Annotated in this window: 20 protein-coding genes; 12 read left to right on the top strand and 8 right to left on the bottom strand. The window is 62.0% G+C overall.

Features of this window, described 5'->3' with window-relative positions; genetic code table 11:
- Positions 1-79 precede the first annotated feature (79 nt).
- Genes FME97_RS00250 through FME97_RS00240 form a run of 3 tightly spaced genes read left to right on the top strand, consistent with a single transcriptional unit; the run spans position 80 to position 1,219 of the window.
- On the top strand, positions 80-610 hold the full coding sequence (locus FME97_RS00250) for a hypothetical protein (protein ID WP_055205352.1): 531 nt from the start codon (positions 80-82) through the stop codon (positions 608-610).
- Positions 607-1,005, top strand: a complete 399-nt coding sequence (locus FME97_RS00245) for a ribonuclease H family protein (protein ID WP_055205351.1) — start codon at positions 607-609, stop codon at positions 1,003-1,005. The genes FME97_RS00250 and FME97_RS00245 overlap by 4 nt, the downstream gene beginning before the upstream one ends.
- 10 nt (positions 1,006-1,015) lie before the next feature.
- Entirely contained in the window at positions 1,016-1,219 is a 204-nt protein-coding gene (locus FME97_RS00240) for a hypothetical protein (protein WP_004303920.1), read from the top strand.
- A 662-nt stretch (positions 1,220-1,881) separates the two neighbouring features.
- On the opposite strand, the gene FME97_RS00235 is transcribed toward FME97_RS00240, so the two are convergent.
- The 5 genes from FME97_RS00235 to FME97_RS00220 form a co-directional block, all read right to left on the bottom strand.
- Positions 1,882-2,664, bottom strand: a complete 783-nt coding sequence (locus FME97_RS00235; RefSeq protein ID WP_232522899.1) for a hypothetical protein — start codon at positions 2,662-2,664, stop codon at positions 1,882-1,884.
- A 220-nt stretch (positions 2,665-2,884) separates the two neighbouring features.
- Positions 2,885-4,090, bottom strand: a complete 1,206-nt coding sequence (locus tag FME97_RS00230) for a DUF3987 domain-containing protein (protein ID WP_232522898.1) — start codon at positions 4,088-4,090, stop codon at positions 2,885-2,887.
- Between the two features lies 1 nt (position 4,091).
- Entirely contained in the window at positions 4,092-4,250 is a 159-nt protein-coding gene (locus tag FME97_RS12370; RefSeq protein WP_162502038.1) for a hypothetical protein, read from the bottom strand.
- A gap of 53 nt (positions 4,251-4,303) precedes the next feature.
- Positions 4,304-4,525: a DUF2795 domain-containing protein gene (locus FME97_RS00225; RefSeq protein ID WP_019150042.1), complete on the bottom strand. Its 222-nt coding sequence runs from the start codon at positions 4,523-4,525 to the stop codon at positions 4,304-4,306.
- 149 nt (positions 4,526-4,674) lie between these two features.
- Complete coding sequence (locus FME97_RS00220) at positions 4,675-4,902, bottom strand: hypothetical protein (protein ID WP_141427432.1); 228 nt, start codon at positions 4,900-4,902, stop codon at positions 4,675-4,677.
- A gap of 3 nt (positions 4,903-4,905) precedes the next feature.
- Between FME97_RS00220 and FME97_RS00215 the strand changes: the two genes are divergently transcribed.
- A complete protein-coding gene (locus tag FME97_RS00215) occupies positions 4,906-6,924 on the top strand; it encodes a hypothetical protein (RefSeq protein ID WP_141427430.1) in 2,019 nt (672 codons plus the stop codon).
- Between the two features lie 218 nt (positions 6,925-7,142).
- Here the strand turns inward: FME97_RS00215 and FME97_RS00210 are convergent, their stop codons facing one another.
- Both FME97_RS00210 and FME97_RS00205 read right to left on the bottom strand, forming a co-directional pair.
- Complete coding sequence (locus FME97_RS00210) at positions 7,143-7,907, bottom strand: class I SAM-dependent methyltransferase (RefSeq protein WP_141427429.1); 765 nt, start codon at positions 7,905-7,907, stop codon at positions 7,143-7,145.
- The gene (locus FME97_RS00205; protein WP_141427428.1) at positions 7,900-8,742 is read right to left on the bottom strand and encodes a CvfB family protein; all 843 of its coding nucleotides are present in this window, start codon (positions 8,740-8,742) and stop codon (positions 7,900-7,902) included. Before FME97_RS00205 ends, FME97_RS00210 begins: the two co-directional genes overlap by 8 nt.
- 184 nt (positions 8,743-8,926) lie before the next feature.
- Between FME97_RS00205 and FME97_RS00200 the strand changes: the two genes are divergently transcribed.
- From FME97_RS00200 to FME97_RS00190, 3 genes are all read left to right on the top strand, one after another.
- Positions 8,927-9,691 (top strand): nitrilase-related carbon-nitrogen hydrolase, encoded by a 765-nt coding sequence (locus FME97_RS00200; protein ID WP_141427426.1) that lies wholly within the window; start codon positions 8,927-8,929, stop codon positions 9,689-9,691.
- A gap of 107 nt (positions 9,692-9,798) precedes the next feature.
- Positions 9,799-12,615: an excinuclease ABC subunit UvrA gene (gene uvrA, locus FME97_RS00195; RefSeq protein WP_141427424.1), complete on the top strand. Its 2,817-nt coding sequence runs from the start codon at positions 9,799-9,801 to the stop codon at positions 12,613-12,615.
- A gap of 51 nt (positions 12,616-12,666) precedes the next feature.
- Positions 12,667-13,209, top strand: a complete 543-nt coding sequence (locus tag FME97_RS00190) for a DUF4251 domain-containing protein (protein ID WP_141427423.1) — start codon at positions 12,667-12,669, stop codon at positions 13,207-13,209.
- 99 nt (positions 13,210-13,308) lie between these two features.
- Here FME97_RS00190 and ispF read toward each other — a convergent pair whose 3' ends face one another.
- On the bottom strand, positions 13,309-13,788 hold the full coding sequence (gene ispF, locus FME97_RS00185) for a 2-C-methyl-D-erythritol 2,4-cyclodiphosphate synthase (protein ID WP_141427421.1): 480 nt from the start codon (positions 13,786-13,788) through the stop codon (positions 13,309-13,311).
- A gap of 232 nt (positions 13,789-14,020) precedes the next feature.
- On the opposite strand from ispF, the gene FME97_RS00180 reads away from it, so the two are divergent.
- The 5 genes from FME97_RS00180 to obgE all read left to right on the top strand — a co-directional run bounded on the left by FME97_RS00180 (position 14,021) and on the right by obgE (position 22,229).
- Positions 14,021-15,523 (top strand): glutamine synthetase family protein, encoded by a 1,503-nt coding sequence (locus tag FME97_RS00180; RefSeq protein WP_141427419.1) that lies wholly within the window; start codon positions 14,021-14,023, stop codon positions 15,521-15,523.
- Between the two features lie 295 nt (positions 15,524-15,818).
- Positions 15,819-17,270, top strand: coding sequence for an aminoacyl-histidine dipeptidase (locus tag FME97_RS00175; RefSeq protein ID WP_141427418.1), 1,452 nt, complete (start codon positions 15,819-15,821; stop codon positions 17,268-17,270).
- Between the two features lie 114 nt (positions 17,271-17,384).
- Entirely contained in the window at positions 17,385-19,808 is a 2,424-nt protein-coding gene (locus tag FME97_RS00170) for a TonB-dependent receptor (RefSeq protein WP_141427416.1), read from the top strand.
- A gap of 89 nt (positions 19,809-19,897) precedes the next feature.
- A complete protein-coding gene (gene ald / locus FME97_RS00165) occupies positions 19,898-21,004 on the top strand; it encodes an alanine dehydrogenase (protein ID WP_141427414.1) in 1,107 nt (368 codons plus the stop codon).
- Positions 21,005-21,215: 211 nt separating this feature from the next.
- Positions 21,216-22,229, top strand: a complete 1,014-nt coding sequence (gene obgE, locus FME97_RS00160) for a GTPase ObgE (RefSeq protein WP_141427412.1) — start codon at positions 21,216-21,218, stop codon at positions 22,227-22,229.
- Positions 22,230-22,260 lie beyond the last annotated feature (31 nt).

The raw sequence follows: 22,260 nt of genomic DNA, 5'->3' as shown, positions 1-22,260 counted from the left end.
TATATTTGTATGGAAAAGTGACCCATTGAAAACAGATTGTCAATTGAAAGCAATAGATTGAATATGAAAGAACAGTAATATGACATCGGAAAAATCGCAACTGAAGTTTGCGAGATCGGAAGAGACGGGCGAACTGATAGGGTTCGTTTCGCGCCATTCCAAGACACGTAAATTGATGGGAGTCCGTGAAGACTCAAGATTCGGCAAGCAGATTTGTGTCCTTTCGGAAGACCTGAAAGGAACTCTCGAGCCAAACATACTATACTCGGTAGAGTTGAAACCCATGCACAAAGCCAACGGGTATGTAGTCGTTGCCGCTACCCCCGTGTTATTTCAGGCGCATGTGGAAACAGTGATCGTCCCGAAGACATTGTATCAAGTAACCGTGACGTTCGGCAACAAAAAGATTTTCTTCGACCCGAAAGACGGCAAGAGCGCGATGAGCCGCACGATAGACGGTGTGCTGGAAATCCTCAAGGGACGCAAGGATATCAAGTACAAGGAAGGTGTCATCACCGACTATCTGAATCAGGCGCGTGCTCTGGTACGACGTATGGAATCCGACGGGTTCATCTATACGGGAGACAGACATCAGGGAGGAATTCAATGAAAGAAAAACCGGTCGTGGGTATTGCGACCGACGGTGCCCATTCTGCAAAAGAGAGGTTGACACACTTCCGGGCTGTCGACCTCTCTTCAGGAAAAGAACTCTTTTCCAAAGCTATCGGTAACTGGACGAACAATATCGGGGAGTTTCTCGGCATTGTCGAGGCGGTCAGATATGTCATGGAACATCCGGAAAGTCCGCGAACAATCTACTCGGACAGCATTACAGCCATCACGTGGTATCGTAACAAACAGACAGCCTCTTCACGCAGATGCCCGGCATTGCAGAAAGCGGAGATATTCCTCAAAGTGATGGAGGCAAGAATCAAGGACGTCGAAGTGCTGCACTGGGACAACCGCCTGTGGGGTGAAATTCCTGCCGACTTCGGAAACAAATAACAACATCAATATGGCAAAATTAAAATCACAGTCACAGAAATATGTCGAGTTGAAGGAGGAAGACTACCTGCTGCTCATCGAGAATACCATCAAGATGGAAGCCCTGAAGATTGCCGGTATCGAAAAGATGCCCATATACAAGGCAATGGAACATATCCTTGAACACGAGCACATCGACCTGCTCGTCAAACCCGTTTCAAGGAGATATTCTTGATTTTTTTAGGTGGACAATAATACACTCCACAAACCAAATTAATGCTTATCAGTACCAAATGATAGTATATAATAACAATTAATGTAAATCAATGCAAATCAGATGATTAAGAAAGTGGCGCATGTACGGAATTATCTATACCATACATGCGCCACTTTGCTCTATACACTTTTTGATTTCCTTGATTGATAAAAGAAGGTTCTTTTCCAGTGTTTTACAATCCGACTTTTTTATATACTTTTGTCTTCAGTATCAGTTGGTTATTGAAAACCTCTATGTATGCTTATAAGTAGAGATTGGCTTTTTTAAGCGAAACTAACTACTGGTTATCAATCAATTATCAAACAAAAAAAGTTTGCCCTCTCGATTCGCCGCTTTCTTCGACAGGCTGAAGATGTCAAGATAAAGAAACTTATTGACGAGAACAAGGAGATGTTTCTTGAAGACTTCAAGAACAAGATAGTCAATGGATGAGACTGTAAACTAAGGTGTGTTTAGTAAAGAATGTATTAACTTTACAAATACGCTTTAGTTGGCAGTCCCCTTTTATTCATCTCGGATAGACTTCTTATCTGCGTATAGACTTCTTGGATTGATTGTTGACTATTCGGATAGCATATAGTAAGCATCTTCTCCAATACGCCTCTTCCTCCTCATCTGGCCTACGCCCGTCCCAGCGAAGGAAGGTAGGAGTCGGAGTTGCCACCGCCTCCGCCGGATGATACAGCGACAGGCTGTCCTCCAATCAACGCATCTGCGATGGAGAAGATCCGCTCCCGGACAGACGGCTCCGCCATCTGGTCGATAAACTCCTGCATCGGTGCAGTCTGGTTCCCGTTGAGATCCGTAAGCCTCATATTCTCCTGTTGCAGCCGTTTAAGCTCCTGATAATCCACCAAAGCATTTCGCTGCACAGCCTGCACCTGTTGCTCGGCATCCTTCCGATACAACGCTTCAATCTGGCGGACAATCTTCACGAATCGGTTGGCGATAGACCGGTTCTGCTCGTCGAGCCATTTATCCACTCCGAACATCGGAGGCTTGGAGGCAATTCTTGGCAGGTCGAAGTCTATCTGGTGGTTGCGGAACGGTTGTGCAATCCGTCCGACACGCTCCATATCGCGTGTCATTCTGTCCAGCTCCTGCTCTTTCGCCTGAAGTTTACCGGCCTTGTCGTCCAGCTTCGTCTGGTACTCGGCAATGAGTTTCAGAAGATCGGTTTTCCGGGCGTCGTATTTGTCGAGCGTTATTCTTCCGGACGCTAGTTTCTCTTCGACTTCATCGAGCTGCGATTTATGGTTTAAAATCTGTGTTTCCAGTCTCCGTATCATAGACTGAAGCCCTTTGACCGCTTTCTCGGCCTGTTTTGCCTCGTGAGTCAGTTTTACGGATGTAGTCGCGTTTATTAAGATGGCTAACGTTCCGGCCTTCAATACTGTCGCCACGTTCAAGTCCGTATTTACTGCCAACCTCCTCGTAGAGCGAGGTGTGCATCTCCCGAAGGATCCGGCCATACTCGAAGCGGTTCTTCCCGAACTTCGCCGACCACATGACACATTCGCGTCCGCTTTTGGCACGTTATCCGACGGGAACGATCAAGGCATGGATATGCGGACTGCTCTCGTTGAGATGAACCTGAAAGCCGATGATGGTCTCCTGCCCGTATCATCGGGCGCACCAGTCATAAACGTCTTTTGTCCATAGTTCGATTTCAGGGCACCGCTGGAGAGGGATCGGAATGAGGCGTTTCACGTTCGTCGACTGGGGTAAGATACAACGACCGGCTCTGCCCCCGCTCGTTTCGCCGTCCGAAAGTGCAATAGTGCAAGGTGCAGCCACTTTGTTCGGACGGAGTTTGCTATATGTTCCGTGGTCGATCTTCTCCAGGAGGGGATTCGGCTGGCAGCACAACAGCTTCAAGGCATAATAGACAGAGCGCCTCGACAGCCCGACCCGCTTTCCCGCGACGATCGCATTGCCTGCCGTGAAGGTATCGCCCAACAGCGACGACCACGCCTCTTTGGACTCGCCGATATTGCTTGTGACAATCAGCTCCTGAATCCTCCGATAAGTCTCCTCATAATAGCCGATCATCCGAATGGCCGCCTGTACGGATTCGAGGTCAACGCATTGCATACCGCCTCCGTCCGTCGCCCATTTCAACGCCAGGAATACCAGCGAGAGCCGGGCAGCATTGCCGTTGAGTTTCATCTTGCGGCTCTCCACCTCCGCATCGTCCTCGATGGCGTTCACCTCCTCGATGATGCCGTTGTACCAGTTGTAGAAATACTCCTCCGCGTCGTCGGCCATATTCAGCACAACACCCGTCGGATACGGGAGGCTCACGATTCTGTTCAGCACCTCCCGCCATTGTCCGACAAGATCCGGCCGCGCAATGGTGCCGTCGTCGCGCTTCCAGCCCGAGATCCTCCGGTCTTTCGGATAGACGAACAGAAAGCGGTCGAGCAGTCCGTTTGCCATGTATTCGGCCCGGAAGATCTCCGACAGCAGATTGGTCTGCGCCGAACCGATGATGTTGATGCACGGATTCTTGATAAGGATCGGCCGGGCTTCCGACTTGCGGATTACCTTCAACGGCTGGCCGCTGTAGGCCGTCAGCAAGTTTTCGATGAGGTTGTTCCGGTTGTTGTAGCGTTTCACGGAGTTGAACAGCGCCCGAATCTCATCGACTACCAGCGCAATGCCGCGCGGGTTGTACTGGTGGATGCTCATCATCGCCTCGGGCGTGAAGTCCGAGATGACGGTCGTTACCAGTTGCGGCTTCCGGAGCAGCGTACAATCCTCCGCCTCACCGCCGCGCCGGTTTCCGGACGAGGCAAGCGCCTCGTCCGCAAGGAAGCCTGCTACCACCTCAGCCGTAATCTGTCGGATTCAACTCGTTACACTCCGCAAACTGGCTGTCGATCCGTTCGACACGGGCCAACAGACGCTGGTTGAAACGTTTGTATTCGCTGCCGTAACTGACCGCAACTCGCACCGTATGAAGCCATAAAAACAGCGCGACAAACAAATTTTCATTGTTTATCGCGCTGATAATTAACGATTTGGTTTACTCGAAAGCTATCAATATTCCTCCTCATTGAAGAAAAAATCGTCTTTGGAAGGGTAGTCGGGCCAGATATCTTCGATGGATTCGTAGATTTCGCCTTCGTCCTCTATCTCCTGCAAGTTCTCGAGCACTTCGAGCGGCGCTCCCGACCGCACGGCGTAGTCGATCAGCTCTTCTTTCGTGGCAGGCCAGGGAGCATCTTCGAGTTTCGATGCCAGTTCAAGTGTCCAATACATAGTATAAAGTTTTTAAGTTTCGGTTTTTCAGTCGATTATGCTCGGAGGTCCTTGCTTCCTCCGGCAGGATCGACTTGCAAAAATATAAAAAAAACAATAAAAACAAAGAAAAAATGATGTGACATGAAATATTATACGTCAAGTGGTTTTTAATCAGTTTGTTGCGGTTTGTCGTGCGCTGTTGCCGGCTTGCGCGGAAAGCTCAGGCGGCCGGGTTTCGGGACGAAAATCGAAAAAAAGGAGCCGGAAGGTTGTTTCGAACTGAAATTTTGCCTAATTTTACTTCGTTCGCGTCTGTTCGCTGTCCGGCGGCCGTTGCGGTCGTCGTCGGCTGGTTGCGAATCGAAAAATGCCGAAAATACTGAAAAGACTTTCATGTTATGAAGAAAAACTGTTTTACCGCCGTCGTCTCTCTGCTGTGCGCTTCCGCGCTCTTCGCTGCGGACGGACCGCAGGGGACCCGCTGGCGGATCGCTCCGGACGGAAATCCGGCCATCGAATGGATCGTCCGGGAGGGCGATGCGCACCGGGACCACCTCGAAATGAGCGGTCTGCGGGTCTCTGTCGTAGTGCGTTACGGCGTGGACGCCGACGGCGGATTCCGGTTGAACCGCAATGTCGTCTGGCCGATGCTGCGCACCGTACCCAACAATACGCACGCCTCGCTGATGCGGCGTTTCGCGTGGGATGTTCCCGCGATGATCGAGGCTGACGGCGAGGAGTTGCGCGGGGAGCGCGTGCGGCGTATCCGGTTCGACGGGACGCTGACCGTCGAGAGCGACTGGGAGAGCGCCGGAGGACAGCCCCTTTCGCTGACCCGGGTGCTCTTTCCTTCGGTCGATGCCCCGGTCTATTGTGAGAAGTACGTGCTGAGGAACGGCGGTTCCGCTCCCGTCCTCGTCGAGATTCCCGCGGCGCGGTCGGTGATCCGTACCCGTGCGGACAAGGGCGTGGAGGGAAGCTACGAGCTGGTCGCCGAAATCCGGGGAGATACGACCCTGACGCTCGCGCCGCAGGAGGAGGTCGCCTTCGGCGCCTTCTTCGGCGGACGGAAGGCCGGGGAGCGGCCCTCTTCGCTGGATATGGACACGGAACTCGCGGCGCGGCGCGGTCTGATCGCCCGTCTGCAGGAGGACCTGGTGCTCGACACGCCCGATCCGGTCGTCGATGCGATGTTCGCCTTTGCGAAAATCCGCGCGGCGGAGAGCATCTATGCCACGCGCGGCGGCCTGATGCACGGACCCGGCGGCGAACGCTACTATGCGGCGATCTGGGCCAACGACCAGGCCGAGTACATCAATCCCTTCTTTCCCTATCTGGGGTATGAGAACGGCAACCGTTCGGCGCTCTGCTCCTTCGGGCACTTCGCCCGGTACATGAATCCCGGTTTCCGGCCCGTGCCGAGTTCGGTCATCGCCGAAGGGACCGGCATCTGGAACGGCGCCGGGGACCGCGGCGATGCGGCCATGATCGCCTACGGCGCTTCGCGCTATGCGCTGGCCCGCGGCGACAGGCGGGAGGCCGGGGAGCTGTGGCCGCTCGTGGAGTGGTGTCTGGAATATTGCCGCCGGCAGTTGACGCCGGACGGGGTGGTGGCTTCCGATTCCGACGAGCTGGAGGGGCGTTTCCCCGCCGGCGACGCCAACCTCTGCACCTCCTCGCTCTACTACGACGCCCTGCTTTCGGCCTCCATGCTGGGGCGCGAGCTGCATAAGCCCGCCGCGCAGACCGCCGCCTACCGCCGCGAAGCCGCCGCCTTGCGCGAGGCCATCGAACGGCATTTCGGCGCCCGGGTCGAGGGTTTCGACACCTACCGTTACTATGAGGGGAACGACCGGCTCCGGGCATGGATCTGCATTCCCCTCACCGTAGGGATCGACACACGGAGCGAAGAGACCGTGCGGGCGCTCTTCTCTCCGGCCCTGTGGACCGAAAACGGGCTGCTGACCCAGTCGGGCGACAAGACCTTCTGGGACCGTGCGACCCTCTATGCCCTGCGCGGCGCCTATGCCTGCGGCGAGACCGGGAAGACCACCGACTACCTGTCGTTCTATTCCGCGCGGCGGTTGTTGGGCGACCACGTGCCCTATGCCATCGAGGCGTGGCCCGAAGGCGGACAGCGGCACCTTTCGGCCGAGAGCGGGCTTTACTGCCGGATTCTCACCGAGGGCGTCTTCGGCATCCGTCCGACCGGTCTGCGCTCCTTCGATCTCACGCCCCGCCTGCCCGCGAAGTGGGAGCGGATGAGCCTGAGGAATATCCGTGCGTTCGGTTCCTGCTTCGATGTCGAGGTGGCCCGTGCGGACAAGGGCCTGGAGGTCCGTGTCACGGCGGGCGACCGGGTGGTCTGCCGCAGGACAATCCGCGACGGACGTACCCTGCACGTCTCGCTCGACTGACCCTCTGCTGCGGACGATCTCCCGGTGCGTGCCTTGCAGGACATCCTCTTGGGGGCGTTTCGTCCGTGAAGCCCCGTATTCCGGTTCGCCCCGTTCGTCGGACCGCTGTGCGGAGGGCGGACTGCTTTCCGGCGGCGTTCCCGGGCCCTTCTTAATTAAAATGGTTCGCCCCTGCCGCATCCGATGTGCGGCAGGGGCGTATCGTATCCGTTCCGGAACTATTTCCGGGCGATGTAGAAGAGGTCGAAGCACCCTTCGCCGACGGGACCGATGCGGTAGTCGTCCATGCGGATCGACGTCGTGAGGTCGGTGTTGCGCGCGAGCAGCCGGCGGCGGTTGATGCGGTTGAGCAGATCGTAGGGGAGTTGCAGCAGGCGGCGCGGCAGGCGGTGCTGAAGGTCCAGCGGGTCGAAGCGCAGGAGGCGCTGCACGCTGCGGCGGTTTTCCTCGTAGTAGGCCATCGCCTTCGCGTTTCCGAAGACGCCGAGCGTCTCGACCGCAGCGAAACTTTCTCCGAGCAGCGTGCGCAGCTCTCCGGCCGTATATTCCCGCACGTGCCACGGGTTGCGCGTGAGCGACATCGGGGCATTGGGCGTGGTGACGATCAGTTGCCCGCCGGGCCTCAGCACGCGGTGAATCTCCCGCACGAACTCCCCGTCGCGGCGGATGTGCTCGATCACCTGGAACGTGATGACCCAGTCGAACGACGCGTCGGCGAAAGGGAGGGGAGGCACGACGGCCTGCCGGAATGCGACGTCCGTCCGTGCGAGCAGCTCCTGCGGCGGGATGTGCTTGTCGATGGTGGTGAAGCGGCGTGCGTGCGGCGCCACGACCTCGATGCCGTAGCCCGAGCCCGTGCCGATCTCGAGCACGTCGCCGGCTATGCGCTCCGCCGCCGCATGGTAGGCCAGCAGCGAGCGCTGGAATACGAAGTTGTCCGAAGCCTCGCGCGAGACCCGTTCCGCCGTGTTGATCTTAGCCATTGTTCCGCAGTTTCATGCCCTCGGGCGTCGTCTCCGCCTCGCCGCTTTTGAGCAGCACGCCCAGTGACCGTTTGAAAACCTTCTTGCTCGTCCGCGTGAGCCGGGCGATCTCTTCGGGCGAGCTGTCGTCGTTCAGGGGCAGGAAGCCGCCGTTGTCGCGCAGCAGTTGCAGCAGCTCCCCGGCCGTGTCCCGCACCTGTGCGTATCCGGTCTGCTGGAGGCTCACGTCGATCCGGTTGTCCCCGGTGATGCGGCGCACGTAGCCCGTCAGGCGGTCGCCCACGGCCACCGGGCGGAAAAGCTGGTTGCGGTAGAGCATGCCCCAGTGGCGGTTCTCGACGATCACGCGGTAGCCGATCTCGCTCTCCGAGGCGACGAGCAGCGTCACCCGCTGCCGCTCGGCGACGGTGATCGGGGCGTTGTTCACGAAGCTCTTGAGCTTGGTCGTGGCCACGCAGCGGCCCGTGACGTTGTCCTCGTAGAGATAAACCACATAACTGTGCCCGATGAGGATGCCTCCCTGCTGGTTGCGGTTGGGCAGGAAGAGGTCCTTTCCGTGCAGTCCCCAGTCGAGGAACGCCCCGTGCGCCGTCTTGTCCACCACGCGCAGGTATCCCGCCTCGCCGACGCGCAGCAGCGGCTGTTCGGTCGTGGCCACCAGCCGGTCCTCCGAGTCGTGGTAAACGAAGACCTCCTTGCGGTCGCCGACCTTGTCCGCGAGCGACGTATAGCGGTTCGGGAGCAGCACTTCGGCCTGCTCCTCGTCCGCGAGGTAGATTCCGTGTTCCGTCGTGCGGCTTACGGTGAGTGTCTGGGTGCGTCCGGCTTTGAGCATCTCGTTTGCTTTTTCGATTCGCTGCAAAAGTACGTTTTATTTCCTCCGAATCCAAACGTCCCGGCGGTCCGGGGAGTCCGGCCGGCCGGAAAGTTTGGCTTTTATGCGGAAAAACGCTATTTTTACACGGTCCGGCCGTGTCGTCCTTCCGGAAAGGCGTGTCCGGACGCAGCACGGAAAGCGTATGGACCTCAGAATCGCCGTTCTTCAGACCGACCCGGAGTGGGCGCAGCCCGCCCGGAACCTCGCGCGCGCCGGAGACCTCGTAGCCTCCTCGGGGGCCGATGTGGCGTTGCTGCCCGAGATGTTCGCCACGGGGTTCTGCACGGATCCGGCCGCCGTGGCCGAACCGGCGGAGGGCGGTGCGATCCTCGGCGCCATGCGCCGCTGGGCCGCACGGTGCGGCTGCGCCGTCGCCGGCAGCGTCGCCGTGGCCGCGCCGGAGGGTTTCCGCAACCGCATGTATTTCGTCGAGCCTTCGGGACGGACGACCCATTACGACAAGCGTCACCTCTTCTCGCCCGGCGGCGAGGCGCGCGGTTACCTTCCCGGCGAGCGCCGCGTCGTGGTTCGCTACCGGGGCGTGCGCTTTCTGCTGCTCGTCTGCTATGACCTGCGCTTCCCCGTCTGGAGCCGCTGTCGCGGGGACTACGACGCCATCCTCTGCTGCGCTTCGTGGCCCGCGTCGCGGCGCGACGCGTGGCGGACGCTGCTGCGGGCCCGGGCGATCGAGAACCAATGCTTCGTCGCCGCCGCGAACCGCGTGGGATGCGATCCGGCGGCGCATTACGCGGGGGATTCCGCACTCGTCGATTTCCGGGGCCGGACCCTCGCCGAGGCCGGTGCGGAGACGTGCACGCTGACGGGTGCGTTCGACCCAGCCGCAGCCGGGGAGTTCCGGGAGGCGTTTCCCGCCGGACGCGACGCCGACGAGTTCGTTCTCGGATAGCGGGGCTTTGTTTTTCCGCTCCGAATGTCGTATCTTTACGGCCCGATTCGCGCCCGGCGGCCGCGATCCGATGAAGCACGCCTCCGGGACGTCCTTTTTGCCGAACGATGGAAGACACGATTAAGATATACGGCGCCCGGGTCCATAACCTCAAGAACGTGGACCTCGAGATTCCGCGCCGCAAGCTGGTGGTCATCACGGGCCTTTCGGGCTCGGGAAAATCTTCGCTGGCCTTCGATACGATCTATGCCGAGGGGCAGCGCCGCTACATGGAGACCCTTTCGACCTACGCCCGGCAGTTCGTCGGGACGATGGAGCGCCCCGACGTGGATAAGATCACGGGGTTGAGCCCCGTGGTGGCCATCGAACAGAAGACGACCAACAAGAATCCCCGCTCGACGGTGGGGACCGTCACCGAGATCAACGATTTCCTGCGTCTGCTCTACGCCCGCGCCTCGCGCGCCTATTCGCCCGTCACGGGCGAGGAGATGGTGCACTACACCGACGAGCGGATCGCCGAGCTGATCCTCTCGGGCTTCGCCGGGCGGCGCATCGCCGTCATGGCGCCCGTGGTGAAGGGCCGCAAGGGCCACTACCGCGAGCTGTTCGAGACCCTGGCCAGAAAGGGTTACATCTATGCGCGCATCGACGGCGAGATACGCGAAATCTCGGCCGGGATGCGACTGGACCGCTACAAGATCCATACGATCGACCTGGTGGTGGACCGGCTCGTCGTGGGCGGGGAGTCGGCCGAGCGGCTTATGACCTCGCTCCGCGAGGCCATGCGGCAGGGCAAGGGCACGATGGCCGTCTATGACTACGGGACGGAGCAGCAGCGTTTCTATTCGCGCCACCTGATGTGTCCTTCGACGGGCATCGCTTTCGAGGACCCCGCGCCGCACACCTTCTCGTTCAACTCTCCGAAGGGCGCCTGTCCCCATTGCAACGGCCTGGGCGAGGAGGCGGTCTTCGACTTGGAGAAGATCGTCCCCGATCCGGGGCTGTCGCTGCGCGAAGGGGCCGTGGAGCCGCTGGGCAAGTACCGCAACAACCTGCTCTTCGCCATGCTGGAGATGCTGGGCCGCCGTTATGACTTCACGCTCGACGATCCCGTGTCGAGTTTCTCCGAAGAGGGGTTGAACGCCGTGCTGTACGGCGATTCGGAGCCGCTGACGGTCGATCTTTCGGAGTTCAGCTCCTCGGGCGGGCGGCAGTTCCTGCAGTGGGAGGGCGTCGCCGAGTACATCGGCCGCACGGAGGACGAGGACTCGAAGCGCGGCCAGAAGTGGCGCGACCAGTTCCTCATCTACCGCAAGTGCTCCGTCTGCGGCGGTTCGCGCCTGCGGAAGGAGGCCTTGCAGTTCCGCATCGACGGAAAGAATATCGCCGAAGTGTCGGCCATGTCGATCGCCGATTTTTCGGAGTGGGTGGCCGGTATCGGGGAGCGGATGACCGAGAAGGAGTGGCGTATCGCGCAGGAAGTCGTCAAGGAGATCCGCGAGCGGCTGCGCTTTCTGATGGACGTGGGGTTGGGCTACCTGTCGCTGTCGCGCTCGTCGCGTTCGCTTTCGGGCGGCGAGAGCCAGCGCATCCGGCTGGCTACGCAGATCGGTTCGAAGCTGGTCAATGTGCTCTACATTCTCGACGAGCCTTCGATCGGGCTGCACCAGCGCGACAACCGGCGGCTGATCCGCAGCCTCGAGGAGCTGCGCGACGCAGGCAACTCGGTGATCGTCGTCGAGCACGACGAGGACATGATGCGCGCCGCCGATTTCATCGTCGATGTCGGCCCCCGCGCGGGCCGCAGGGGCGGCGAAATCGTCGCCGCAGGCACTTTCGACGACATCCTGAAGTCGGGGACCGTCACGGCCGACTACCTGACGGGCCGGCGGCGGATCGAGATTCCCGCGCATCTGCGTCCCGGCACGGGCGGGCGCATCGTCCTCCGCGGTGCGCGGGGCAATAACCTCAAGAACGTCACGGTCGAGTTCCCGCTGGGAAAACTCGTCTGCGTCACCGGCGTGAGCGGTTCGGGCAAATCGACGCTCGTGAACGAGACGCTGCGGCCGATTCTCTCGAAGGCGCTCTACCGCTCCTTCGACCAGCCGCTCGAATACGATTCGGTCGAGGGCATCGAGCATATCGACAAGCTCGTCGTCGTGGACCAGTCGCCCATCGGACGTTCTCCGCGGTCGAATCCGGCGACCTATTCGAACGTCTTCTCCGATATCCGCAAGCTGTTCGAGATGACCCCCGACGCCCAGATCCGCGGGTTCAAGGCGGGACGCTTCTCGTTCAACGTCAAGGGCGGACGCTGCGAGGAGTGCCGCGGCGCGGGCGTGCAGACGATCGAGATGAATTTCCTGCCGGACGTCTATGTGCGCTGCAAGGCGTGCGGCGGCCACCGTTACAACCGCGAGACGCTCGAGGTGAAGTACAAGGGAAAGAATATCGACGACGTGCTGAACATGACGGTCAATATGGCCGTGGAATTCTTCGAAAACATTCCCGCCATCCACCAGAAGTTGCGCGCGATTCAGGAGGTGGGGTTGGGCTATCTGACGCTCGGGCAGCCCTGTACGACCCTTTCGGGCGGCGAAAGCCAGCGCATCAAGCTCGCCTCGGAGCTTTCGAAGCGCGACACGGGCCGCACGCTCTACATTCTGGACGAGCCGACCACGGGACTGCATTTCGAGGACATCCGCCTGCTGCTGGAGGTGCTCGACAAACTCGTGGACCGCGGCAACACGGTCATCGTCATCGAGCACAACCTCGACGTCATCAAGGTCGCCGACCATCTGATCGACATGGGCCCCGAGGGCGGGGCGGCCGGGGGCCGGATCGTCGCCTGCGGCACGCCGCACGAGGTGGCGCGCTGTCCGGAGAGCCATACGGGCCGATTTCTCGAAAAATTAGGTCTTTAGCCTCCGCTGGCCCCGATTTTGCTTTCATAGCCGTAACAAATCTTATGTGCTATGAAAAAAACAGTCATCATCGTACTCGGGCTGCTGATGTGTGCGGCGGCCGTCACCGTCATCGGACAGAAAAAGGTGCTCTCTCCGAAACAGGAGCGCCGCGAAGTGCGCGAGAAACGGCGTGCGGAGCGGATCGCCAACTACGAACAGTTCATGGATTCGCTCGTGCAGTCGCGCAACTTCCAGTTCAATCCGCAGTCGATGCAGCGCCAGCCGGCGGGGCCCCTGCGCCAGATCATGAATCCCGAGTTCAGCCTCGGCATCTGGGACGGCACGGCCGACATCTGCCTGCCTTATATAAAAGGGTATGTGGCTCCCTACTACGTCACGATCATCAACTACACGGTTTCCGATCTGCAGGGCTACACCACCGAACAGACCCAGGAGGGGTGGATGGTCAGCTTCTCGACCTCGCTCTTCTCGGCCTCGACCTATACCTTCACCCTCGAGATCTTCTCGCGCACGGGCGGGGCGAACCTGACGATCACCAATCCGTGGTACAATCCCGTGCAATATACGGGCACGATTTCGCAGTTCTATTAGCGGACTGTGCTTTCCCGCGGCGACCGCGGACCCTCCTTCGGCGACCGTTTCCGGCAGCTCATGCGGCCGGGAGCGGTCCGTCCGTTTTCCGGCGAGCGGTTATTCCCGGTAGATCAGCGCCACGGCCGAGACCGACACGCCCTCCTCCCGGCCTTCGAACCCGAGCCGTTCGGTCGTCGTCGCCTTGACCGACACGCGGTCCGTCTCCACGCCCATCGCTTCGGCCATCGCCGCGCGCATGGCGTCGATATGGGGACGCAGTTTGGGGCGCTGCATCCGGATCGTGCAGTCCACGTTGCCGATCTCGTATCCCTCGCGGCGCAGCAGCTCCGCCACGCGGCGCAGCAGAATTTTCGAGTCGATGCCCTTGAAGTCGGCCGACGTGTCGGGGAAGTGCAGCCCGATATCGCCCAGCGCCGCCGCACCCAGCAGCGCGTCGCACACGGCGTGTATCGCCACGTCGCCGTCCGAATGCGCCACGCACCCCTTCGTGTGGGGGATTTCGACCCCGCCCAACACCAGATGCAGCCCCTCTTCGAGGGCGTGCACGTCGTATCCGTGTCCTATTCTGAAATCCATGTGTCGGAGGTTTTTCGCACCGCCGGCGTGCCCGCGCGTCCTCTCTTCCGGGAACGTCGGACCGCACCGGGCGGCTTTTCTTGACATACAAAGATAACGCTCTCCCGCCTTTTTGCCAAGTCCGCCGGAAATTTTCCGTCCGGATTTTGCCGTTTGTGTTTTATTTTCGTATCTTTAGGTGCGATTCGCTTCCGGATCGGCGGAAAAACGAACCTTAAACTTTCGAAATATTATGAACACGACGCTCAATCCCGACCCGCTGGTGCGCTTTCTCGGAAAGCCCCGGGCAGCTTTCACCCGTTCGGACATCGTCCGGTATGTCCGGGAGAACGGAATCGAAATGATCAACCTGCGTTATCCGGGGGCCGACGGCCGCCTGAAGACGCTCAACTTCGTCGTCAACGACGAGGATTACCTGGAGAGCATCCTCACGTGCGGCGAACGCGTGGACGGGTCGAGCCTCTTTCCCTACATCGAGGCCGGGGCGAGCGACCTGTACGTCGTGCCGCGATACCGCACGGCGTTCCGCAATCCCTTCGGCGGGATTCCCGCCGTGGACATCCTGTGCAGCTACTACACGAAGGACGGCGAACCGCTCGACATGGCTCCCGAGCAGACCCTCCGCCGTGCGCACGAGGAGCTGCGGCGCGCGACCGGGCTGGACTTTCACGTGATGGGCGAGCTGGAGTTCTACGTCGTCTCGCCGAAACAGGATCTTTTTCTGGCCGCCGACCAGCGGGGCTACCACGAATCGACGCCCTTCAACAAGGGCGCCGCGTTCCGTGCGCAGGCCATGAAATACATCGCCCAGGCGGGCGGCGAGATCAAGTACGGTCACTCCGAGGTGGGGAACTTCACGCAGGGCGACCGCATGTACGAGCAGAACGAGATCGAATTCCTTCCCACGGACCTCGAGTCCGCCGCCGATCAGCTCGTGGTGGCCAAATGGATCATCCGCACGCTGGCCTGCGAGTACGGCGTGGACGTGACGTTCGCGCCGAAGATCACTGCGGGCAAGGCCGGCAGCGGTCTGCATGTCCACACGCGTCTGATGCGCGGGGAGCGCAACGCGATGGTGGGGCCGGACGGCTCGCTGTCGGACGAGGCTCTGAAGGCCATCGCGGGCTACCTCTGGCTGGCTCCTTCGCTGACCGCCTTCGGCAACACCAATCCCACCTCCTATTTCCGGCTCGTTCCGCATCAGGAGGCGCCCACGAATATCTGCTGGGGCGACCGCAACCGCTCGGTGCTCGTGCGCGTGCCGCTGGGCTGGAGCGCAGGGGCGGGCCGCATGGCCTGCGACGCCAATCCGCTGGAGCGGCCCGCGACGCCGGACGTGAACCTCAAGCAGACCGTCGAGTTCCGCTGTCCCGACGGCTCGGCTGACATCTACCTGCTGCTGGCCGGACTGGCCGTCGCTGCGCGCCACGGCTTCGAGATGGAGAACGGCACGCAGTACGCCCGCGACCGCTATGTGGACGTCAATATCTTCGACGAGCGGCATCGGAAGGTGCTGGCGCGGCTGAACCGGCTTCCCGCCTCGTGCGAGGAGTCGGCGCGGCGGCTGGAGGAGCACCGGGCCGTTTACGAGCGCCACGGCGTCTTCTCGCCGCGCCTGATCGACGGACTCGTCGCACGCCTCGCGGCTTTCCGAGACGCCGACCTGCGGCGGGAGCTGGCCGGGGACGAAGAGAAGGTCCGCAAGCTGGTCGAAACCTATTTTTATTGCGGCTGACCGCAGTTTTTCCGTCCGAAATCCGTACCTTTACGGGTGGAATCCCGGGACTGTCCCGGCTTTCCGCCCGATGGGGCGTATCCGCACGTGCGGTGCGTTTCCGGATCGCCGGCCGGGCGTCCCGTTTTGTTGCGCTTTCGTTGCGAAAGCCTCCGCCCGGGGCGGGGATTCAGGGCCGAGTCGGACTTGTGCGTGCCGTCGCGGGCGGCGAATCGCGGCTGTCCGGATTCGCACGGCGGCGTAAGGGCGTTGCATAGATTGAGGAAAATAAGTGTAACTCTAACATTTTTATAGTATGTCAGCAATCACCTCGCTGGAACCCCGCATCGTCTGGGAGCAGTTCGATGCCATCACGCGGGTTCCGCGCCCTTCGAAGAAAGAGGGCAGGATCATCGAATTTCTCGTCGCGTTCGCCGAGAAGCACGGCATCGAATACAGTAAGGACGCCACGGGCAACGTCGTGATGCGCAAGCCCGCCACCCCGGGTTACGAGGACCGTCCGGGCGTGATCCTGCAATCGCACATGGACATGGTCTGCGAGAAGCGTTCGGACGTCGTGTTCGACTTCGAACGCGACGCCATCCGCACGCGCATCGACGGCGGGTGGGTGAAGGCCGAAGGAACGACGCTCGGCGCCGACTGCGGCATCGGCATGGCCGCCGCATTGGCCGTGCTGCTCGACCCCGCGGCGCAGCACGGGCCGCTGGAGGCACTCTTCACCGTCGATGAGGAGACGGGGCTCACCGGAGCCTTCGGACTGGGGGAGGGGATGCTCACGGGCAAATACCTTCTGAACCTCGATTCGGAGGACGAGGGCGAGTTGTTCATCGGCTGCGCCGGCGGCATCGACACCCTCGCCACGTTCCGTTACACGGCCGGGGCGGCACCTGCCGACTACGCCTATTTCCGCGTCGGGGTCTCGGGATTGCAGGGCGGCCATTCGGGCGACGACATCGACAAGGGCCGCGTCAATTCGAACAAGGTCGTGGCGCGTTTCCTGTGGGCCGCGATGCAGGAGTTCGACCTGCGGCTGAGCCGTTTCGACGGCGGCAATCTCCGCAATGCCATTCCGCGCGAGGCATGGGCCGTCTTCGGCGTGCCGGCCGGCCGCAAGGCCGGGTTCGCCGCCTTCTGCGAGCGGTTCGCCGCCGACCTCGGAGCCGAATTCCGCCTGCGCGAGCCGTCGTTTAGGATCGACTTTTCGGAGACGGAGCGCCCCGCGTCGGTCATCGACGCCGCGACGCAGCGGGGGCTGGTCTATGCGCTCGCGGGCGTGCCGAACGGCGTCGTGGAAATGTCGTTCGCCGTGCCGGGGCTGGTCGAGACCTCCACGAATCTCGCCTCGGTGAAGTTCGAGGGCGAGGACCGCATCGTCGTCACCTCGTCGCAGCGTTCCTCGGTCGAGAGCGCCAAGCTCTGTGTCATGCGGAGCGTCGAGGCGGTCTTCGCGCTGGCCGGGGCCGAGGTCGTCCATTCGGACGGCTATCCGGGCTGGGAGCCCGACCCCGCGTCGCACCTGCTGGAGGTGACCGCCGGCGCCTACGAACGGCTGTTCGGCACGAAGCCCAGGGTCCGTGCGATTCACGCCGGGCTGGAATGCGGGCTTTTCCTCGAAAAATATCCCCGTCTGGAAATGGTCTCCTTCGGGCCGACCCTGCGCGGCGTCCATTCGCCCGACGAGCGGCTCGAAATCGCCACGGTCCCCAGGTTTTGGGAGCTGCTGCTGGAGACGCTGCGTAGCCTCTGATCCGGCGGCATTCCGTTCGGAGCGGCGTGCGACAAACCGTTTGTCGCACGCCGCTTTCGCGTTTGGCACTCCCGGAATTTTTGCTATATTTGTAGTGCAAAAGGACCTGATCGTATGCCGAAAAGTCTCTTCTGTCTCGTCGTTTTCCTGCTGTCGGGCGGAACGGCTGCGGCACAGTATCCCGACGACGAGTACTATCCCTATGCCGAACGCGAGGAGCGGCGGGAACTGCTCGTGACCGATTCGACCCTTTTCTACCGCGCCGTCCAGTCCGCCGCCGACCTCTACGGCGAGCAGACGGACTTCAACCTGCCGCAGGTGGCCTTCAAGCGCCGCGGGCTGGAACGCCGCGCCGGGCGCATCTCCTTCGCGGGCATGGACCTGTCGTACCGTTATCTTCCGGCCTTGCGGCTGCTGGGTGCGGAGGAGATCCGTTACGCCGGACTCGTGCCGCCGCCCGGCGAGTCGGGCGGTGCGGGCGGCGTCCGTCTCGTCGGCTTTTCCGCCGGGGAGCCGTTGCAGCCCTTTCTGGCGTCGGTGCGGCTGACCGACCGCAATTACCTCGCGGGGGCGAAGGTCGCCGCCTCGGCGCATCTGGGGCGGGGGTGGCGCGCCTCGTTGGCGCTGGATGCCCGCACGGGACGCGACATGCACGTCGAGGGCGTCTTCACCAATGCCCTGACCGTCGGACTGCGGCTCTTCCGCCGTTTCGGCGGGGAGCACGCCTTGTCGCTGGTCTGTATCGTCCCGCCCTCGGTGCGGGGCACGCGTCTTTCCTCCTCGGAGGAGGCTTTCACGCTGACGGGCGACCGGCTCTACAATCCGGCGTGGGGCTATCAGGACGGGCGGGTGCGCAATTCGCGCGTGCGGCGCGAGACGCTGCCGCTCCTCGTCGCCGACTACGCCGTGCCGCTCTCGGAGGCGGCCTCGCTCTCGCTCCGCCTCGGGGCCGAAGCGGGCGTCGCGCGTTACAGCATGCTCGACTGGTACGACGCCCGCACCCCGATGCCCGACAACTACCGTTACCTGCCGAGCTACACGGACGATCTCGAAACCGAGCGGGCGTGGCTCACGCGCGACCCGCGCTATACGCAGATCGACTGGGACGAGCTGATTCGCCGCAACCGGATGCAGGGCGGTCATGCGGTCTATGCGCTCGACGACCGGGTGGAGCGGCCCGTGCGTCTCTGCCTCGACGCCGCCTTTTCGGTCCGCACGGATTCCCGCCTGACGCTCCGCTGCGGGGTGTCGCTGCGCAGCGACCGAACCCGTTCCTACCGGCAGATGCGCGACCTGCTCGGGGCCGGTTACGTGACGGATATCGACCGTTACCTGGTGGACGACGACACGTACAGCAACCTGCTCCAGAACGATCTGCGCCATCCCGACCGCACGATCCGCGAGGGCGACCGCTTCGGTTACGACTATGCGATCCGTTCGCGCGAAATCCGGGCGCGGTTCTGCGCCGAATACCGCTCCGACCGTTTCCGCTTCGATCTCTGCGCCGAGTTGGGCGCCGCCGCCGTCCGGCGGCGGGGGTTCTACGAGAAGGAACTCTTCCCCGGGGCGCTCTCCTACGGACCTTCGCGCACGGTCCGTTTCGCCCCGTGGCGGCTGAAGGCGCTCGCCGGCTGGTCCTTCTCCCCGCGCAGCTACCTCGAGGCCGCCGTCATGGCCGGAGCCGAACCGCCGCTCTCCGAAGCGCTTTTCTACCAGCTTTCCTACAACAACCGCATCGTCGATGATCCGTCGCCCGAGCGCACCTTCGCCGCCGAAGCGTCGTGGCGCCGCACGGGGCCTTCGCTCGACATGCGCATCACGGCCTTCGCCGTCGCCGTGTTCGACGGTCTGGAGACACGGCGCTATTACGACGATCTGGCGGCGCTCTTCTGCGACATGTCCGTTGCGGGGATCGGCCGTCTCTGCCTGGGGATCGAGGCTGCCGCCGAGGTGCGCCTTTCCTACCGCTGGAGCCTTGCGCTGGCCGCTTCGGCGGGCCGCTACCGCCATATCCGCGATCCGCTCCTCACGGTCCTCTCCGACGTGGACAACACGGCGGTTCTGACGCACGCCGCAGGGCGTATGGCCGGCTGCGCGGTGGGCGGAACGCCCCAGACCGCGGCCACGGCCGGGGTTTCCTACTTCGGTCCGAAAGGGTGGGGCGGCCGTCTGTCGGCAGGCTATGCCGGCGGACGCTACGTCGAGCCGATGCCTCTCCGCCGCACGGACCGCATCGCCGGACAGGCCGCGCTCACGCCCGAGGCGTTCGACGCCTTCACCCGTCAGGAACGCCTCGCCGACGCCTTCACGCTCGATGCGTCGTTGTTCAGAACCTTCTATTTCGACCGTTCGCGGCTGACCGCTTCGCTGCTGCTGCGCAACCTCACGGGCGGGCGGGACACGGTTTACAACGGCTACGAGTCGCTGCGCGTGCGGCGCATCCGTTCGGGCGACGCGACGGAGTGGATGCCCCACGCTTCGCGCCGGACGTACGCCTGGCCGCGTTCGTTCTACCTTACGGTCTCTTACCGTTTCTGACCGGAGGGTAAAAAATCGTTCGGTTTTTTTGCATTTCGATACAAAATGCGTATTTTGGAAGGTGAAAAACCTTTAAAATATCCCGCGTTATGATTATCGGCATTCCAAAAGAGATCAAGAACAACGAAAATCGCGTCGGCCTCACTCCCGCCGGCGTGCAGGAGTTCGTCAAACGGGGACACGACGTCTTCGTGCAGGCTTCGGCCGGCGAGAACAGCGGTTTCCCCGACAGCGCCTACGAGGCGGTCGGCGCCCGTATCCTCCCCACGATCGAGGAGATCTACGCCACGGCCGAGATGATCGTCAAGGTCAAGGAGCCGATCGCTCCCGAGTACAGGCTCATCCGCCGGGGGCAGCTCGTCTTCACCTATTTCCACTTCGCCAGTTGCGAGGCGCTGACCCATGCGATGATCGACAGCGGGGCGGTCTGCTGCGCCTACGAGACGGTCGAACGGGCCGACCGTTCGCTGCCGCTGCTCATTCCCATGTCCGAGGTGGCGGGGCGCATGGCCACGCAGGAGGGACGCTATTTCCTCGAGAAGCCGCGCGGCGGCAAGGGCGTGCTGCTGGGCGGCGTTCCGGGCGTGAAACCCGCCAAGGTCTTCGTCATCGGAGCCGGCGTGGTCGGTACGGCCGCGGCCCGCACGGCCGCCGGAACGGGCGCCGACGTGACGATCTGCGACATTTCGCTGCAACGGCTCACCTACCTGGCCGACGTGATGCCGCGCAACGTCAAGACGCTCATGTCCTCGGAATACAACATCCGCGAGGAGCTCAGACACGCCGATCTGGTGATCGGCTCGGTGCTGATTCCCGGTGCGAAGGCGCCGAAACTCGTCACGCGGGAGATGCTGCGCGAGATGGAACCCGGAACGGTGATGGTGGACGTGGCCATCGACCAGGGCGGCTGTTTCGAGACGTCGCATCCGACGACGCACGAGGATCCCGTCTATTACGTGGACGGTATCCTGCACTATTGCGTGGCGAACATTCCGGGCGCCGTGCCGCGCACTTCGACCCTCGCGCTCACGAACGCCACGCTGCCCTATGCCCTCCAGTTGGCCGACAAGGGATGGCGCCGCGCCGCGAAGGAGAATCCCGAGCTGGCGCTCGGTCTGAACATCGTCGAGGGCCGGGTGGTCTATCGTCCCGTGGCCGAGGCGTGGGGACTGGAGTACGAGCCGCTGGCGCTCTGATCTTCCGGGGAGCGTCCTGGAAAACGTCCCGTCGCAGCCGTCGCCTGCGGCGGGACGTGCCGTCTGCCGCTCCGGGTCCGGTTTTTCCCGGAATCCGTCCCGGTACGCCGGATGCGGAACCGGTGCGGGGCGTTTTGTTCTGCGCCGCATCAAATAAATTTGCCGCAGCGCCCGCTTTGCACTATCTTTGCCCCTTGAAAAGAAAACCGTTATGGCAAGTTCCAACTTCGTAGATTACGTGAAGATTTTCGCCCGCTCGGGTCACGGCGGGGCCGGCTCGGCGCATTTCCGCCGCGAGAAGTTCGTGGCTTTCGGCGGTCCGGACGGCGGCGACGGCGGCAAGGGCGGCAGCATCGTCTTGCAGGGCGACAGGCAGTACTGGACGCTGATCCACCTCAAGTACCAGCGCCACCAGTTCGCCGAAGACGGGCAGAACGGATCGGGCGCCCGCTCGTCGGGCCGGGATGCGCGGGACATTGTGATTCCCGTGCCGCTGGGTACGGTCGCACGGCGGGTCGTGGAGCTGGAGGACGGCACGACGACCACCGAACCCGTGGGCGAGGTGACCTCCGACGGCGAACGGCTCGTGCTGCTCCGGGGCGGCCGGGGCGGTCTGGGCAACTGGCACTTCAGGAGCGCCACGAACCAGACGCCGCGTTACGCCCAGCCGGGCGAGGAGGGCGAGGAGGGCGCTTTCATTCTCGAACTGAAGGTGCTGGCCGACGTGGGGCTGGTGGGCTTCCCCAATGCGGGCAAATCCACGCTGCTGTCGGTCGTCTCGGCCGCGAAGCCGAAGATCGCCAACTACGCCTTCACGACGCTCGAGCCCAATCTGGGTATCGTGGAGGTCCGCGACGGCCGTTCGTTCGTCATGGCCGACATTCCGGGCATCATCGAGGGGGCGCACGAAGGCCGCGGCCTCGGCACGCGCTTCCTGCGCCATATCGAGCGCAATTCGGTGCTGCTGTTCATGATTCCTGCCGACAGCGACGACATCCGCCGCGACTACGACATTCTGCTCGGGGAGCTCACGCAGTACAATCCCGAGCTGCTCGACAAGGAGCGGCTGCTGGCCGTCACCAAGTGCGACATGCTGGACGAGGGGCTGATCCGCGAGATGCGCGCGCACCTGCCCGAGGGCGTTCCGGCGGTGTTCATCTCCTCGGTGTCGGGGCTGAATATCCGGAAGCTGAAGGATATGCTCTGGGAGGCGCTCCAGCGCTGATCCGCCGGAGCCCGTCCTGCCGGAGGCGATA

The sequence above is a fragment of the Alistipes dispar genome (genome assembly GCF_006542685.1).
Taxonomy (GTDB): domain Bacteria; phylum Bacteroidota; class Bacteroidia; order Bacteroidales; family Rikenellaceae; genus Alistipes; species Alistipes dispar.
The sequence above is the reverse complement of the archived record's forward strand: the minus strand, read 5'-3'. Positions and strand labels throughout refer to the sequence as shown.

What these genes read in the sequence shown, in the direction of transcription:
- FME97_RS00250 (WP_055205352.1), top strand. Translation starts at nt 80, where the DNA reads ATGACATCGGAAAAATCGCAACTGAAGTTTGCGAGATCGGAAGAGACG.
- FME97_RS00245 (WP_055205351.1), top strand. Translation starts at nt 607, where the DNA reads ATGAAAGAAAAACCGGTCGTGGGTATTGCGACCGACGGTGCCCATTCT.
- FME97_RS00240 (WP_004303920.1), top strand. Translation starts at nt 1,016, where the DNA reads ATGGCAAAATTAAAATCACAGTCACAGAAATATGTCGAGTTGAAGGAG.
- FME97_RS00225 (WP_019150042.1), bottom strand. Translation starts at nt 4,525, where the DNA reads ATGTATTGGACACTTGAACTGGCATCGAAACTCGAAGATGCTCCCTGG.
- FME97_RS00220 (WP_141427432.1), bottom strand. Translation starts at nt 4,902, where the DNA reads ATGAAAGTCTTTTCAGTATTTTCGGCATTTTTCGATTCGCAACCAGCC.
- FME97_RS00215 (WP_141427430.1), top strand. Translation starts at nt 4,906, where the DNA reads ATGAAGAAAAACTGTTTTACCGCCGTCGTCTCTCTGCTGTGCGCTTCC.
- FME97_RS00210 (WP_141427429.1), bottom strand. Translation starts at nt 7,907, where the DNA reads ATGGCTAAGATCAACACGGCGGAACGGGTCTCGCGCGAGGCTTCGGAC.
- FME97_RS00205 (WP_141427428.1), bottom strand. Translation starts at nt 8,742, where the DNA reads ATGCTCAAAGCCGGACGCACCCAGACACTCACCGTAAGCCGCACGACG.
- FME97_RS00200 (WP_141427426.1), top strand. Translation starts at nt 8,927, where the DNA reads ATGGACCTCAGAATCGCCGTTCTTCAGACCGACCCGGAGTGGGCGCAG.
- uvrA (WP_141427424.1), top strand. Translation starts at nt 9,799, where the DNA reads ATGGAAGACACGATTAAGATATACGGCGCCCGGGTCCATAACCTCAAG.
- FME97_RS00190 (WP_141427423.1), top strand. Translation starts at nt 12,667, where the DNA reads ATGAAAAAAACAGTCATCATCGTACTCGGGCTGCTGATGTGTGCGGCG.
- ispF (WP_141427421.1), bottom strand. Translation starts at nt 13,788, where the DNA reads ATGGATTTCAGAATAGGACACGGATACGACGTGCACGCCCTCGAAGAG.
- FME97_RS00180 (WP_141427419.1), top strand. Translation starts at nt 14,021, where the DNA reads ATGAACACGACGCTCAATCCCGACCCGCTGGTGCGCTTTCTCGGAAAG.
- FME97_RS00175 (WP_141427418.1), top strand. Translation starts at nt 15,819, where the DNA reads ATGTCAGCAATCACCTCGCTGGAACCCCGCATCGTCTGGGAGCAGTTC.
- FME97_RS00170 (WP_141427416.1), top strand. Translation starts at nt 17,385, where the DNA reads ATGCCGAAAAGTCTCTTCTGTCTCGTCGTTTTCCTGCTGTCGGGCGGA.
- ald (WP_141427414.1), top strand. Translation starts at nt 19,898, where the DNA reads ATGATTATCGGCATTCCAAAAGAGATCAAGAACAACGAAAATCGCGTC.
- obgE (WP_141427412.1), top strand. Translation starts at nt 21,216, where the DNA reads ATGGCAAGTTCCAACTTCGTAGATTACGTGAAGATTTTCGCCCGCTCG.